The organism is Peribacillus simplex NBRC 15720 = DSM 1321, assembly GCF_002243645.1.
Taxonomy (GTDB): domain Bacteria; phylum Bacillota; class Bacilli; order Bacillales; family DSM-1321; genus Peribacillus; species Peribacillus simplex.
This window is the reverse complement of the sequence record NZ_CP017704.1, coordinates 704,425-720,894: the sequence shown is the minus strand read 5'-3', so window position 1 is coordinate 720,894 and position 16,470 is coordinate 704,425. Positions and strand designations below refer to the sequence as shown.

11 protein-coding genes and 1 pseudogene are annotated in these 16,470 nt (G+C 35.6%); 11 read left to right on the top strand and 1 reads right to left on the bottom strand.

Going from position 1 to position 16,470, the window contains the following annotated elements; all coding sequences use genetic code 11:
- The first annotated feature begins 128 nt into the window (after nucleotides 1-128).
- The 6 genes from BS1321_RS03250 to BS1321_RS03225 all read left to right on the top strand — a co-directional run bounded on the left by BS1321_RS03250 (nucleotide 129) and on the right by BS1321_RS03225 (nucleotide 9,245).
- Nucleotides 129-1,532, top strand: a complete 1,404-nt coding sequence (locus BS1321_RS03250) for a glycoside-pentoside-hexuronide (GPH):cation symporter (RefSeq protein ID WP_063234599.1) — start codon at nucleotides 129-131, stop codon at nucleotides 1,530-1,532.
- A 166-nt stretch (nucleotides 1,533-1,698) separates the two neighbouring features.
- Nucleotides 1,699-4,101 carry a glycoside hydrolase family 31 protein gene (locus BS1321_RS03245; protein WP_063234600.1) on the top strand — a complete coding sequence of 801 codons (2,403 nt, stop codon included), beginning with the start codon at nucleotides 1,699-1,701 and terminating at the stop codon, nucleotides 4,099-4,101.
- Nucleotides 4,102-5,004: 903 nt separating this feature from the next.
- Nucleotides 5,005-6,063 (top strand): ABC transporter substrate-binding protein, encoded by a 1,059-nt coding sequence (locus tag BS1321_RS03240; RefSeq protein ID WP_063234601.1) that lies wholly within the window; start codon nucleotides 5,005-5,007, stop codon nucleotides 6,061-6,063.
- 22 nt (nucleotides 6,064-6,085) lie between these two features.
- Entirely contained in the window at nucleotides 6,086-6,907 is an 822-nt protein-coding gene (locus BS1321_RS03235; RefSeq protein WP_232522764.1) for an ABC transporter ATP-binding protein, read from the top strand.
- A gap of 20 nt (nucleotides 6,908-6,927) precedes the next feature.
- Complete coding sequence (locus BS1321_RS03230; RefSeq protein WP_063234602.1) at nucleotides 6,928-7,752, top strand: ABC transporter permease; 825 nt, start codon at nucleotides 6,928-6,930, stop codon at nucleotides 7,750-7,752.
- A gap of 596 nt (nucleotides 7,753-8,348) precedes the next feature.
- A complete protein-coding gene (locus BS1321_RS03225; RefSeq protein ID WP_063234603.1) occupies nucleotides 8,349-9,245 on the top strand; it encodes a DMT family transporter in 897 nt (298 codons plus the stop codon).
- Nucleotides 9,246-9,415: 170 nt separating this feature from the next.
- Here BS1321_RS03225 and BS1321_RS03220 read toward each other — a convergent pair whose 3' ends face one another.
- Nucleotides 9,416-11,200, bottom strand: coding sequence for a laminin G domain-containing metallophosphoesterase family protein (locus tag BS1321_RS03220; protein ID WP_063234604.1), 1,785 nt, complete (start codon nucleotides 11,198-11,200; stop codon nucleotides 9,416-9,418).
- A gap of 429 nt (nucleotides 11,201-11,629) precedes the next feature.
- Here BS1321_RS03220 and BS1321_RS03215 point away from each other — a divergent pair.
- From BS1321_RS03215 to BS1321_RS28480, 5 genes and pseudogenes are all read left to right on the top strand, one after another.
- Nucleotides 11,630-11,770, top strand: a pseudogene (locus BS1321_RS03215) (class I SAM-dependent methyltransferase); the annotation flags it as partial.
- A gap of 187 nt (nucleotides 11,771-11,957) precedes the next feature.
- A complete protein-coding gene (locus BS1321_RS03210; protein WP_063234605.1) occupies nucleotides 11,958-13,433 on the top strand; it encodes a spore germination protein in 1,476 nt (491 codons plus the stop codon).
- A 26-nt stretch (nucleotides 13,434-13,459) separates the two neighbouring features.
- Complete coding sequence (locus tag BS1321_RS03205) at nucleotides 13,460-14,674, top strand: Ger(x)C family spore germination protein (RefSeq protein WP_157732795.1); 1,215 nt, start codon at nucleotides 13,460-13,462, stop codon at nucleotides 14,672-14,674.
- Nucleotides 14,671-15,762 carry a GerAB/ArcD/ProY family transporter gene (locus BS1321_RS03200; RefSeq protein ID WP_063234607.1) on the top strand — a complete coding sequence of 364 codons (1,092 nt, stop codon included), beginning with the start codon at nucleotides 14,671-14,673 and terminating at the stop codon, nucleotides 15,760-15,762. The genes BS1321_RS03205 and BS1321_RS03200 overlap by 4 nt, the downstream gene beginning before the upstream one ends.
- Before the next feature lie 265 nt (nucleotides 15,763-16,027).
- Entirely contained in the window at nucleotides 16,028-16,162 is a 135-nt protein-coding gene (locus BS1321_RS28480) for a hypothetical protein (RefSeq protein ID WP_257790331.1), read from the top strand.
- The last annotated feature ends 308 nt before the right edge of the window (nucleotides 16,163-16,470 follow it).

Genomic DNA, 16,470 nt, shown 5'->3' with positions numbered 1-16,470 from the left:
ATTAAAGATATTGCAAGCATCAAAGGGGGTGATAGTGCTTAAGGGTTAAAATAAACACTATTTCTGCTTCTTTATGAAAAGGTTTACAATACAGGGGTTATATATGGGAGAAAGAAGGGGATGGTTATATGGGATTACCAGTGGATCCAGTTAAAAAGACAGCGGTCACCGCTTCTAAAAAGCTCACTTTTAAAGAAAAGGTGTCTTACGGTTTTGGTGATATTGGTAACGGTCTTATGTTTGATATGGGACAGTTATACCTTCTGAAATTTTATACAGATGTTTTAGGAATCTCCGCTTACTGGGGAGGCTTGGTGTTTTTAATTTCAAAAATTTTCGATGCATTTGCAGATACAAGTGTTGGTGCATTTGTAGATTCAAGAACAAATATCTCAAAACGAGGAAAGTTCCGCCCGTTCATTTTATGGGGAACTGTTCCACTGGCATTAATGACGGTCATCTCATTCTTAGCTCCAGACTTTTCGGATAATGGGAAGATTGTGTGGGCGTTTATCACCTATATGGGGTTTGGTCTAGCTTATTCAATTGTTAATATCCCGTACGGATCATTATCTGCTGCCATGACGCAAGATCCAATTGATCGAGCATCTTTAGGTTCATTTAGAGCAATTGGTAGTCAAATGGCACTTCTTATTTCTGGAATGGCAGTTATTCCCATTGTAGTTCAGTTTGCTAATAAAGAAGTAGGATACATCGTTGCTATATCTGTAATGGTAATATTCGGAATATTATTTCATCTTATTTGCTATCACAATACAACAGAAAATGTTATTAGAGCACCAAAAAATGAAAAGGTACCGCTGTCTACGTTATTCAAGGCATTGGTTTCAAATCGACCTCTTATTGTATTGTGTTTAGCAGCTTTGTTCATGATTACTTCATCCAATATTCGCAACGCTGTTCAATTGTACTACTTAGAATACAATTTAAAGAATCCGGAACTTATGTCAATACTATCATTTTTAAGTATTGGGCTCGCTGTAGTTGGTTCAATGTTCATTCCAACAATGGTAAAAAGAATTGGTAAGAAAAATACCTTCATGCTTGGACTTATGGTTTGCATTGCTAGTGATGTATTAAATTTTGTATTGCCAACCAGTACGGCTACGTTTTTAACTATTTTCTCTTTGGGAAACTTTGGGTTATCGTTTGCACTTGGTCTACCTTGGGTAATGATAGCTGATTCTATTGATTATCATGAGTGGAATTCAGGAGAACGTACAGAAGGGATTGTTTATTCAACGTACAGTTTCTTCAGAAAGCTTGCACAGGCTCTCGCTGGTTTTATTCCAGGGGTAGCACTAGGGCTTATTGGATATGTTCCAAATATTCAACAGTCTGCAGATACACTGCTAGGTCTTAAAGGACTGTTATTTCTCGCTCCAGCAGCCCTCAATATTATTGGATTAATTATTCTATTTTTCTTCTATAATCTTACAGATAATTTATACAGTAAAATTGTAGCTGACTTAAAAGAAAGAAATAAAGATAATCAGCTTGACTTAAACTAAACCTAAGAGGAGACGTGATGAAAAAATTTCTTAATTATTTTTGTATGCGTTTTATTAAAGGCAGTACTTTATTCTTGCATCAAATAGCTATTAGAGAGCATCTCTGATATTAGCTTAATCTTATACTATTTGATCTATAATATACACACAGAGAAGGAGATATCAAATGAGCATTAAGGAGAACTATCAGTTTACTTTCATTAAAGAGAATAACAATATTCTTGACTTTAAATTACTAGATGGAAACACATATGCAAAAATTATGGTGCTTGAAAAAGACATCATTCGAATCTTAATTACAAATGGAGAAAAATTAAAACTTGATAAAACCTGGAGTGTGGCACCAGGACAAGCAGACGTTCCATTGGAGGGCCGTGATCGATTGGATACAAGCGGTTTTTCACTACCAAATTATGAATTTAGACAAGATGATGATGAATTCATAGTAGAAACTTCACGCTTAAAGATTCAGGTGAAGTTAAATGGATTTAAGATCAGCTGGTTTTATCGTGAGAATTCTGAGTGGGAGAACTTTGCGAATGATCGACAAACTCAGGCATATAACTTTGATGGCTCACTTTGTAAGGACATAGTTCATTATTTAAAGCGCGATTTAAATGAACAATATTTCGGATTAGGTGAAAAAACGGGCTCAGTTGATAAGCATGGAAAGCGCTATCGGATGCAGACAATTGATGCGATGGGTTACGATGCAGAATATAGCGATCCCCTTTATAAACATATTCCATTTTATATTACTCGACAGAAGAAAACTGGATTTTCATTTGGAATTTTCTACGACAATTTGTCAAGCTCTATTTTTGAATTAGGTACAGAGCTTGATAATTATCATGAGTTATACAGATATTATCAAGCGGAACATGGTGATTTAGATTACTATATCATCGCAGGTCCGAAAGTTAAAGATGTCACTCGCAAATTTTCGTGGTTAACTGGACAAACAATCTTTCCACCAAAATGGAGTTTAGGCTATTCTGGATCGACAATGAGTTACACTGATGCTCCGGATGCGCAAGTGCAGTTAAATAAATTCCTAAAGCTTTGTGAAGAACATGATATTTTATGTGATTCGTTCCAGTTGTCATCAGGATATACATCAATCGGCAATAAACGTTATGTGTTTAATTGGAACCGTTCAAAATTTCCGTCTCCTAAAGAGATGGTACAGAATTTTCATGATAAAGATGTACGATTGTGTGCAAATATTAAACCATGTTTATTAAAAGATCATCCTTTATTTAATGAGTTAAAAGAAAAAAAGATGTTTATAACAAACAGTAAGACAGAAGAACCTGAAATGGCACAATTTTGGGATGATATCGGCGCTTATTTAGACTTTACAAACAAAGATTCGTATGATTGGTGGAAAAGTCAAATAAAAGAAAAATTGTTGTATTATGGAGTTGATTCAACTTGGAACGACAATAATGAGTTTGAAATTTGGAGCAAAGACGCTACTTGTCAAGGCTTTGGCAAAAATAAAGAGTTTGAGCTAATTCGTGCGGTCCAGCCCCTCCTTATGATGAAAGCTTCTTATGAAGCGCAGTTAGAATACAATCCTGAATTGCGCCCATATCTAATATCACGCTCTGGTTCTGCGGGAATGCATCGTTATGTGCAAACATGGACTGGAGATAATCGTACCAGTTGGAAAACATTGAAATTCAACATTAAGATGGGAATAGGGCTAAGCTTATCAGGTATTTACAATTTTGGCCATGATGTAGGAGGATTTTCGGGTCCTGCTCCTGAACCGGAGTTGTTTGTGAGATGGGTGCAAAATGGAATTGTTCATCCAAGGTTCACTATACATTCTTGGAATGACGACCAAACAGTTAATGAACCTTGGATGTATCCTGAAACACTGGAATCGATCAGCGCATTGATTAAATTTAGAACAAAGATCATTCCATATCTATATACTGCTCTGCACGAAGCCTATGATAACTATCAGCCTATCATCCGACCGACGTTTTACGATTTTGAACATGATGAAACTACCTTTGAAGAAAACGATGACTTTATGCTAGGCGAGTCACTCTTGGTTGCATCTGTTGTCGAAAAGGGGAAGAGAGAGCGGGAAGTTTATTTACCTAAGAATCCTGATGGGTGGTATGACATTCATACGGGAAAATGGTATGAAGGAGGGCAAACAGTTGTAATTCCAGCGCCTTTATCTTATACGCCATTACTAGCCAAAGCAGGATCAATACTTCCAATTAATCAAGCAGAAGCCACTTTTGCAACTAAGAAAGAGGATGAAAGGGGATTTTTATTATTTCCTTCTAAAGGAATAGGAAAGTCCTCTTACAAATTATATGAAGATGATGGTTTAACAAACAACTATATGCATACATTTGCCTACATTAATGTTGAAATGGAAGCTGAAGAAAGTGAGATTCAAGTGACAATTCATAAGAAAGGATCCTATAAATTGCCATATGATCAGGTCACATTCCACCTCCCAGAAAATGAACAGAGAAAATTAATCGTCAATGGAATAGAACAGGACCGTGATAAAGGCAATTTTAATTATAAATTAAACTAGATTTTCGCTGAATACTTTATCAAACAATCTAAAGTTTATCATCCTCTTATAACGATTATGAGTTTATATTTCGTTTTTTTATTTGGATGCCTACCGGCATCTTTTTGAACTTTATCTTTTTGATTTTCCTACAATAACCCAAATTGGCCCTTTATTTTGCTCTAGTCAGTATATATTATTGCTTTTTGAAGTGACTGGTCTACGGCGATTATTTTAATGGTTATTCAATTTCTTTTATGAAGTACATAAGAACATAGAAAAAGAATTCCTATCGAATGCTATGTATCATGAAATTAGATTGATGAACAATCAGCCTTAAAAAGAGGTATCTCACTGGAATATCCATATGATAAGGATCAAAAATAAAGAATGAAATTTAACTCCTAGCCTCTAGTATGCTGGGAGTTAATTTTATTTCCTAAAATTAACAGCTTGATCATAGGTTAATTCTTGTAGGTGTAAGTCAGAAGATTAAACCCAGTTATGAAGAAACATTCATTCTTTGTTCGTAAAAGGACACTTTTGCATACGGTTATGTTTTATGTGTCACATTAGGAGTTATTTTACACTTATTTTGCACTATAAGTAAATATAAAAAAAGCGATTATATCTAACGGGGTAATCGATCTCCATTTGCATATTCCATATATCAATCCGAATGAACCTAACACTCAATGATTCTAAATGAGTGTTTTTTTGTACGGGAATCCACTGAATTATCTAAATTTTCCAAAATTACAATTGACCATAATGGGACAGCTGATTTAGAATTGATATGTATATGAAATTAAGTTTCGTATATAAAACAAAAAAAGGAGGAAATATTGATGTCTAATGGACAATTTTTTATTGTGTTCTCGAAGTTAGGAATTAAGTAGAAAAAGATTTAGGGAGGTAAGTTATATGTTTAAGAATAAATTATTGGTTCTACTTTGTTTGGTTTTTATGGTATCTGCATGCAGTTCAAGTGACGAAACAACTACAGAAAATAAGGGGAATTCAGGAGGGAAAGCGGTCAAGCTTACTTTTACAGAACCTGCACGGTTATTGTCAGTTGCCCCTTTATATGTAGCCATTGAGCAAGGATTTTTTGAAAAAGAAGGAATTGAAGCTGAGATTGTATCTGGTGGTGGTGGAGCACAAGTAATTGCTTCTGTATTATCAGGTGAAGCTCAATTTGCGGTCTCAGGTCCTCGAAGTATGTTTACTCCTCTTGACAAAGGTGAAGATTTATTGGCGATTCAATCTTTAAATTCGGCGCTAACCTATCAAATTACTCTCTCTAAACAATATCAAAAGAAAAAGAGTGTTTCTAAAGACTCATCATTTGAAGATAGAGTTGCTTCATTAAATGGCGCAACTATTGGTACAAACCTTGTTGGTGATTCTGGAGATGTATACACTCGTTATTTAATGCAATTACATGGTGTGGATCCTGATACTCTTAAAACCGTTAAATTGGCAGGTGATGGTTCGAAGATTGGCGGTATGCAGGAGGGGATTGTTGACGGGGGTATAGCATCACCACCAATGGGTTTACAAGCGGAAAGTAAAGATGTTGGTGAAATTGTAATCAATACAAGTGAAGAGCCAATGTATGGGAATATGGTCTGGGAAGCTGTTTTTGCTAAAAAAGAATACTTAGAAGAAAATCACGAAACATCTTTGAAAGTAGTTCGGGCAATTGGGAAAGGTATGGAATTTACACGTAATAATCCAAGAGAGGCAGCGGAATCAATCGAATCTTATTTTGATGGAATTGATGTTGATATTCTAGAGGAATCTATAATCGGATTGAAAGACACTTTTAAAGGCTATGGAGAAATGAATCAAGAAGCTTGGGATAATGCCCAGGATCCATTAGTTGAATTTGGCAAGTTATCAGGCGTTTCTACTAAACAGGATACAACTGAAGATGTTATTTGGACAAATAGTTATATAGAAGAGGCTTTTAAAAAATAATTAGAATAGAAGGGAGATGATAATGAAGATGGAAAATGCACAACTGGAAAATTTCAAATTGTCTACTCGTTTTTTAGACGTTACTTACGTAAATAATAAAACTGGTGCAGAAGTGATTGCCCTACAGAATATTAACTTAAATATTAAAGATGGTGAATTTATATGTATTGTTGGGCCAAGCGGCTGTGGAAAAACCACTTTTTTAAATACTGTAGTTGGATTACTAAAGCCAAGTAAGGGAGAAATTCTATTAGATCAGCAAAAAATTGATGGACCCGGCAAAGACAGGGCAATGGTTTTCCAAAACCCGAGTCTATTACCATGGAGAACAGTTTTGGAAAATGTTCTCTATGGAGTTGAACTATTAAAGCAAGTAACCGCAAAGAAAAAGAAAGAGGCCAAAGAATTTATTGAAATGGTCGGTTTAAAAGGTTATGAAAATCATTATCCCCACGAATTGTCAGGGGGGATGCAGCAAAGGGTAAACTTGGCTCGAGCATTAACGGTAAACCCGTCATTGATATTATTGGATGAACCATTTTCGGCATTGGACGCACAAACTAGGGAATTTATGCAAGGTGAGTTACTTAGAATATGGGATGAGACAAAAAAGACAAGTCTTTTTATTACACACCAAATTGATGAAGCGGTATTTTTAGCTGATAGAGTTTTTGTTTTTGGGGCAAGACCAGGACGTGTAGTGGAGGTTGTGGATGTTGATATACCTAGACCGAGAGATCTCCATGTGAAGCGGAGCCCAGAATTTTTAGAGTTTGTAGATCATATATGGTCCATTATTGAACAGGAATCTTCAAAACAAGGTTTCGATAATAAAGAAAAATAATAAGGTGAAAGGAGAATAATATGACAAAGGGTACTATCCAACTTACACAATCAAAGCACAAGATAAAAAAGGCGAAGAAAATAAAAAAAGAAAAGAAGTCATTTTTTATCAGTGTTGCTTCTGTTTTAATATTCCTGTTGCTTTGGGAAGTTGCCTCTCAAAATGAATGGATAAATCCATTGTTTATTAGCTCACCAATTGAAATTGCACAAGCGGCAGTTTTAATGGTCCAAGAAATTTCTTTTTGGGAAAATATGAAAGTAAGTGGTTACGAATTTGTTGCAGGCTTTGTTTTAGCAATACTTATTGGAATTCCAATTGGTGTGTTATCGGGCTGGAATTCTAATTTTAATGCAGTAGTTAACCCTTTCATTTCAGGATTATATGTAACTCCTAAAGTCGCTCTTTTACCAGTGATCATAATTGCATTCGGAATAGGACCAGCATCAAAAATTGTTATAGTATTTTTGATGGCCTTCTTTCCAATAGTGATGAGCGCTCAAAAAGCTATGTTAACATTAGATCAAAACTTAATAAAAGCAGCAAGAACATTTAGTGCAAGTGAATTTCAGATTTTTAAAACAATTGCTTTGCCTTCGACGGTACCATTCCTTTTAAACGGTATTCGCTTAGGTATTGGTCAAGGATTAATTGCTGTAGTTGTAGGTGAATTATTCGCTTCGACAGCTGGTATCGGATATCAATTGACAAGCAATGGTCAAAATCTACAAACAGATCGTATGTTTGTTGGAGTGTTGGTCATTACCATTACGGGAATCATTCTTACTTCATTATTAGGCATTATTGAAAGACGCTTTTCATCTTGGAAACCAGAAAATAGTTAAATAATTTAATAATGTTAACTTAATTTAACAGTATTGCTGCACAAAACTGTTACAGAGTAAAAGCCTCAAGACAATATTTCAAGTAAGCTTAAATGTGGAAAAGATAATTGTAAACGAGTTTGTAGACAAAAGGGGTTCCATCTGCAAAGTTGATTGGAACGGAAGGTACGAGACTCCTGCGGGAAAAGCGCGTCCAAGGGAGACCCCACAGGCGCCAAGAGCGCCGAGGAGGCTCCCGGACCGCCCGCGGAAAGCGAGTGCCTGGAGTGGATATCAACGTTCATATTTTACACTCCCTCAAAAAAATGTAGGCAATCTTATTATCGAGTTTGTCTACAGTCTGAACAAAAGGTGCTTCCTATACGAAGCACCTTTTGTTTAGCATGCTTTTCAAACCTAATCCATCTTTAAATGAAGATTTCCAATCCAATCCAATCCCATATGGAATAGAATTTCTTCAGCGTTGATTACATCTCAGAATGTACTCTAATTCGTTATTTTACTGTGATACTTCACAGCGAGATAGAAATTTTATTGAAGTTCTCACGTATCCATGATACCTTCAGATTATAGTGAATGGTTGGGAGGAATAGGTTTTGAACACTAAGGCATTTTTATTGGCATCAATTACAGTTATTATTTGGGGATCTACATTCGCTGCTATTCGTGCAAGCTTACATGGCGGGTATTCAGCTGGCCATTTGGTACTTGTTCGTTATCTTATAGCATCAGGGATTTTTGTCCTTTATGCTCTATGGCCTGGGGTGAAATTTCGACTCCCGAAAAAAGAGGATTTGTTGAGGATATCGATCCTTGCATTTATTGGTATAAGTATTTACCATATCGGGGTGACATTCGGGGAACAAACAGTTTCGGCGGGAACGGCTGGAATGCTGATTGGTTCAGCACCTGTCTTCATCGCGATCATTGCTGCTTTCGTTTTAAAAGAACACCTCGGCCTATTCGGATGGATTGGTTTAGGAATAGGATTCACAGGGATCACCTTAATAACATTAGGTACTGCAGGCCCTTCCCTGAACATTTCTGAAGGAGCCTTTTTAGTGCTGATGTCAGCTATCGCTTCTGCGGTGTTTTTTGTTTTCCAAAAACCTCTGTTTAGTCGCTATAATCCGATTGAATTGACAGCTTATTTCACTTGGATCGGTACAATACCCTTTTTAATATTTATTCCTGGGCTATTTCAAGAAATTCAAAATGCTACAATGGAAGGTCATTTATCAGCGATTTTTGTCGGTATTTTCCCTGCGGCCATCGGTTATGTAACTTGGGCAGTCGCACTATCATTAGGAAAAGCCAGTACCGTTTCTAGTTTGTTATACCTTGAACCTGTGATTGCCATTTTCGTCGCTTGGGTTTGGCTGCGGGAAGTACCTAGTACTCTTTCGGTCATTGGCGGCGGAATTGCGATATTAGGAGTTCTTGTCGTTAATGGGTTAGGAAAGTATAAATCAGTAATGAAAAAAGCAGCATGATAGTTGTTTAAACCAACTAGAAAAAATCGTAGCATTATTGATTCATCATCAAGAATGAACGTTTATCCTTCTTGTACAAACACATAGGAGGACACCAATAAAGGAATTCACCCAGGTGTAGAGATCGAACAGGTACACCTGGGGAATTGGATTTTTTCCTCCTCTTTTAATTACCTAAAATTAAATCTATTTTTAAAGTCCCAATCCAATTTAAATGAATTATTTTCACCTGTTAAAAATTTATAATCGATATAGGATTTTTCTTTTTTAGACATTTCGTCGACAAATGGGGAATAGGTACGGAATACCAATCCATTTTTCTTTTCATCAAATTCTACAAGTCTTAGCCAGCCATTCCCCCCTCGATAATTCGTTTGGTAATTGACCAGCATTTGTATGACATCATTTCCTGCAGAGTTTTGTTTTACCCGATGTGCTATCCCAAAATAATGTCCATTAACCGTCATGAACACTTGATTATGGTCCTTTACGAGTTCATCCCAAATCAGCCGGCCATTAGACGACTCGACGGCAATGGTTTTATCATCCTTAACCTTCGGAAATATAATATCATGCGAGACGAGGATTGTCGGTTTATCTTTATGCTGATCTAGAACCTTTTTTGACCATTCAAGGTCCTTATGCAGATTTTTCATATCCACTATTAAAATTAAGTATTCATAACTCCCAGCCTTCGCGATTGCATATGAACTATACCCAGAGTGAGAAGACCCCTTATAGTATTTTTTATTCAAAAAACGCTGCGGCCCATAATGTGTTAAGAAAGGATCTCCGTCCGCATAGTCATGATTCCCAGCCGCCATCATATATGGAACTTCCTTTTTATCCAAATGGGAAATGGCTTCGAGGGAATTCTGCCATTGTTTTTCTGAATCACTATCGACAATGTCCCCAACAAATGTATTCATGATAATATTGTTCTTCTTGGTGTTATTGGAAATCCAGTTCATTTGGCTATTGAAAATCTCTGGATTTTGGCTTGAGTATTTCTGGGTATCTGGTACAAAAAGAAAATTATAATTCTTTTTATTCGTTAGAAAGGGTAAAGTTTTGTTTGATCCTTCGAATGGTTCATCGTCACGAGCATCCTGCACAAGCCATTCTTTTTCAGTTAAAGCCTTATTAGCAATTCGTATTTCCTGGATATTCCCTTTGAATAGTGCATTAAACTTATTTCCCCACTCAGATGCTCCGATGTTCCAGCCTTTACCTTTAACTGCTGCAATACCTATTACTTTTTCTGATTTTCCGTAATCACTAACGCCATTCAAAGTTAAAGTCGTCGTGTTACCATCATTAACAACCGCCAAATGGTACCATTCATCAGCATTTAATGATCGAGACCAATTGCTTACATTATAATTTAAATTGGATGGATGGCTGGTCCAGTGAATTTTTTGATCACTGGATACAGTTAAAGCAGAAAGGATTTTCTTCTCGCCTTCCATTTTATTAAGATCGGCAGCCTGTCCTTGTCTAGAAAAAAGCCCCATGACACTCTTGGAATCACTTGGCAACTTAAATATCGCTTCAATGGTAAAACCCTTATCGAATTTCTCCGAATTGATAGGTGAACCCTTTTTGGTTTTGAAATACCTTCCAGAAGGGGCGTTTTCGTAATTAGCGAACTCCAAGCTATCCACTTTTTCTTGATCATGATAATCTTCTTCAGACCATTGAATCATATTTTTTAATTCAGTCGAGGCAGGATCACCAATCGTCACTAGCTCTAAATCATTTCCATGTTTGCTTGTATCTTCTATAATTAAATTACCTTTATCGATTGAACCGCTTTTAACATGTTGTTTTGTGAATTTCCAATTTGCCACGATATTGCTACGGTTATTTTCAGCAACGGAATCAGCCGATTTGGCAATACCAGGAACAATCATACATAAGAGTGAGAGACCTATTAATGCTTTTTTCATTCTCATAAAACATTCACCCCATTACATTTTGATTAAGCGATATACATTTATCCTTTTACTACCTGGATTAATTTGTAGCGAACTTAGCCTAGGTAGATTCCGTATAGCTGTAATATGGTATAGTTTGCTTATTTTTTTATAACTTATTAAGGATGAGTAAAAAAGTCTTATTCCTAAAAAAGACATTAGGAGATAAGACCTAATTCGTACAATTTACAACTAATCGTCAAAAGAGATCTATAGGAAGTATTGTTGTTTGAAGGAATTTGAACTTAAGATGAGGAGTTGGGAAAACAAGCAGTGGGTTAGTAAAGGGACAGTGATTCATCAAAAAAATGAGGTGAAACAGATGGTGAGAAGGAGATAGGTAGCCTCCTGTAATAGAAGTGGTATTAATCTTAGGAGGCTATCTTGATTTATAGGAGATGTATGAATATGAAACAAAACAAATATGATGATGCAAATTTTTTTTTTGCGTATGAGCAAATGCGACGATCAGTCAAAGGACTTGAAGCTGCTGGAGAATGGCACATATTAAAAGATCTATTGCCAAATCTGACGCCTAAAAATCCCCTTTTTTAAATTTGAAAATGAACAAGAGTTTTTTCAGTTCTATGAAGGCGTTAAGTAAGCTTTAAAAGTTCTACTTCAGCTATTTTTATCCCCTCTCCTCCTCGCCCAATTCAGGTATATTTCCCCTATTACAAGGTTATCCTAATCAGCATATGTAAGCGTTATTAATGAAGGAGACCTAGAAACCAAAATGGCAATTCAACGTGGTCTAATAAATGAAAATATTGAACAATTTAAGGTATATCTAGAAAAAGAACTAGGGGCTAATTCAGACCTTTTAATTAGAGAATTTCAATTACATAACCGTGTAGATTTAATCATTGTCTATATTGATGGAATCTGTGATAAACAAGTGATTGAAACTTCTATTATCAAACCTATTTTGGAAGTATGTAACGATTCTTTTTATTTCAATGAACCTAATAGAACAACTGATTTAAACAAATATCTAAAAGACCAGGTATTATCTGCTTCAGAAGTAGAAATATCGTCTACGTGGGATACTATTTTATCTTCTCTTGTTTCAGGAAATACAGTTATCTTTTTTAACAAGAGTTCAGAAGTGTTAGTGATAGGGACTAAATCGATTGATTCTCGCTCCATTAGCGAACCTACTACACAAGTTCTTGTTCGCGGTCCCAAAGACAGCTTTACAGAAAAAATCCGCACGAATACGTCTCTCGTGCGTTCACGTATTCAACATCCTAGTTTACGCATTGAATTTTCTAAATTAGGGGAAAGGACACAAACGGATATAGCTATCCTTTATATTGAGGATGTTGTAGACGCATCTATATTAAAAAAAGTAAAAGAAAAAGTAAAAAATATTAAAATAGATGGCATTTTGGAATCGAGATATATCGAAAGTTTTTTAGAGGATGAAACATACTCTCCCTTTCCCCGTACGTTTAATACAGAACGGCCAGATGTAATGGCTGGTAACTTGTTAGAAGGGAGAATAGGCATTTTAGTGAATGGGACACCATTTGGGCTTATCTGTCCTACGCTATTAATGGATCACTTCAAAACCGCAGAAGATTATTATGAAAAGTCTGATATTAGCTCATTCATGCGCTTATTGAGGATATTTTCTTTTATTATCTCATTGTTAACACCAGGTGTGTACGTAGCTTTAGTGACACATCACATTGGAATGATTCCAACTAACTTAGCTGTTAGTATTGCAGCACAACGAGAAGGAGTACCTTTTCCAACTGTTGTCGAAATCTTTTTACTTGAAGTGACATTTGAGATTCTAAGAGAAGCAGGCATTCGGATACCCCGAGCTTCAGGACAGGCAGCATCCATTGTAGGTGCGCTAATTATTGGGCAAGGAGTAGTAGAGGCCGGATTTGTTTCTTCTGTTTCAACAATTATCGTAGCTTTAACGGCAATCAGCAGCTTTGCTGTCCCTCAATATTCCATTGGAGCAACGGGCAGAATCTTGCGATTTGTTTTTTTATTTATGGGAGCTTTTATAGGTTTATATGGTATTATGCTATCTTTATTTTTTATTGGTTTTCACATCGCTAAGCTAAATTCTTTTGGTGTACCTTATTTATTACCTGTGACTCCTTTTAATCCTGCTGCTCAACAAGATAACTTCATTCGAATGCCTTGGCGTCAAATGAAGCGAAAAAATAATAAGATAAGAGATGAAAAATAAGAGGTCTAAAAGAGATGGTGAGAGTCATGATCGTAACGTTTTCTAAAGGGTTTAAAGTTCTGGCAATCATTTCGTTATGTAGTTTTATTGCAGCTTGTAGTGATTATAAAGAAGTAAATCAGATTAGTTTTGCAATCGGTGTGGCCTTGGATAAAGAAAAGGACGGAACATATAAGGCTACTCTACAGGTGGTCAATCCTTCCAATGTTACTTCAGCTAGCAGTACAGGAGGACAAGGTCCGGCCATATTAAATTATCAAGGACAAGGAAGAACCATAGGAGAAGCTATGTGGAAGAGTTTCGAGAAACTCCCTCGTCCAGCTAGTTTTCCTCATTTAGAGATAGTGGTAATAAGTGAGGAGATAGCGAAAGAAGGTTTACTTAATGCTCTAGAGTTGTTTGATCGAGAGCCCGATGTCCGTTTATCAACGGCTGTGACAGTTTCCCATAATGCATCTGCACGTTCTATTTTAAATGCGCTCACACCTTTAAATAAGATACCAAGCAACTCGTTAATTTCTAATCTAGAGAATATTAAAAAAGTAGCAGGTACGGGTCAATCGTTAACTATTAGTCAAATTATTCAATATATTAAAGATGATGGGCAGGAAGTAGCGATCTCAACTGTAGCATTACCTAAAAAGCAAAAAAGTACAGGTGATTTATCTAACCTAGAAAAAGCATCTCCTACTTCTCCTGAGATAGATGGGACAGCCTTTTTTAAAGAAGATAAATGGGTAACATGGAGTAAGAATCATGAAATACGTCCTGTATTAATAGCTTATAATGAGATGAAATCTTCGTATATAACCGCCTCTTTTGAAAAACATAAATTTGTTACCGCTCGTTTACTAACTGTAAAATCTAAAAAGTACACAACTGTCAAAGATGGCATACCCTACCTTAAGATGGATGTAAAAGGGATAGCAGAGATAGAAGAGATAAAGGGCTTATATACCTTAGAGAATGATAAAGACCTTCAACCTATTGAAAAATGTGTAGAGGAAGAAATAAAGAAGGAAATAAAAAAGATGATTGCCCTTACCCAGAAATATCAAACAGACACATTAGGATTTGGTAAACAATTATCCTTTCAACATCCTTCTCAATGGAAAAATTACCGTAAATCATGGAGTTCTCTTTACCAAAAAGCCCAAACAGAAGTTCACGTTGATATTTCGATTAAAACAGCAGGATCACGTACACATTCAAACCAATTCCAAAGGGGTGAAACACAATGAAAGAGAAAATAAATACGATTCAATTTTTCTGCCTCATTGTGTTATTTGAAATAGGAAGCGCTCTATTGCTTGAAGTAGGGCGACCTGCGGGTAAATATGGATGGATTGCCTTGATGGCTGCAGGCCTATTAGGGTGTTTACTTTATCTAGTATACACAAAGCTTCATACCTATTACCCTTCCTTACCTCTTACTCAATATACTCAATTAATCTGGGGGAAGCATATTGGAATAATAATTAGCTTCCTGTATGTCCTCTATTTCATGTACATGGCGGCACGTATCTTGAGAGACTTTACAGCCTTATTATTAATAATGGCCTATCGTAATACTTCTCCAGTTATACTTGCAGCATTGATGATGGGAGTATGCATGTATGGTATTAAACAAGGGATACAAACAATAGGAAGAGTAGCTTTAGCTGGATTTGTTCTTCTTTTTTCTATTTTATTTTTAATCATTATCTTTCAATGGATTAATGGGTTATTGGAAGTAGATAATGTACGGCCTATAATCCCAAGAGATTGGTCTCCAATCCTCCATACAATTTTCCCAACAGCGTTAACCATTCCATTTGGAGAGATGATTGCTTTTTTAATGATTTTTCCTGTTCTAGATCAGAAATCGAAAGTAAAAAAAATAGGATTATATGCCATTATAGCTAGTTGTCTCTACTTGGCTTTTTCCTCTATTGTTAATATTATGATATTAAATGAAGATATTGTAGAATCATCTATTTTTCCACTTCTATCAGCTGCTTCTCTTGTGGATATTGCTCATTTTATTACCCGTTTGGAAGCGCTAGTTGTTATTACATTGGTTACGTTAGGGATTTTTAAACTGTTGGTTTTCTTCTATTGTACTGTTATTGGAATAGCAGATATCTTACAGATAAAGAACCAAAATAAATTAATCTTACCTATAGGACTTTTAATTTTAACTTTGTCATTTGCTATTGCGCCTAATTATATTGAACATATTTATATTGGAGTTCATAAAGTACCTTATTACCTACATATTCCTTTGCAAATTGTTGTGCCTATACTACTTCTTTTGACAGCTTTTATAAAGAATAGAAAAAAAACATAACTATATTATCTTTAAGAACGTAGTATGTGCTACCCATTTTTGACTACAATATTTATAAAAAAATATTGTATCCATTACCTTTATATAGAATGTGTATTATCATTTATCTTTTTCGATATTATGATTTATCATTTTAGTCTACATCCAATAAAACTATATTTTGTACACAATAAATAAAAAAGTTACCTCGGGTCGTCAGGTGGTATGCTCGCCTTATAGCAGACAAGTAAAAGAAAGTTACTGTCTACTATGGAGGGTTTTTTTTATGGGGAAAAAGAAGAGAACGTTCGACATTGAGTTTAAGAAAAAAGCAGTTGATTTATATCCTTGGGGTGGTATGAGCTTTTTTATTATTTCATTCTCAGCTTCTACTCGTTTTATTTTCGTTTCTGTATTCTGAATAAGTAGGTGAATGCCCTATTGTGGGGCCTTTTATTTTTCCTCGTTTTTCTTCAAGGCCTTTCATGCCTTCAGCTTCAAAGTGTCGAACCCAACTCACAACGGTTGTAAGATTTATCCCTAATTCTTTTCAAACGGCCTAACAATACAAGACAGTTAGCCCCCATAATAGACCTACTATCCTATTGATTATTATCTAAATTTAATGAAAGTAGGGACGACTTTTATTTATTATCATCAATTCTTAAGCAATAAAGCGTTGATTATCGGCTTTAATTAGGTAATGATTAAAACAGTAAAATATGGAAA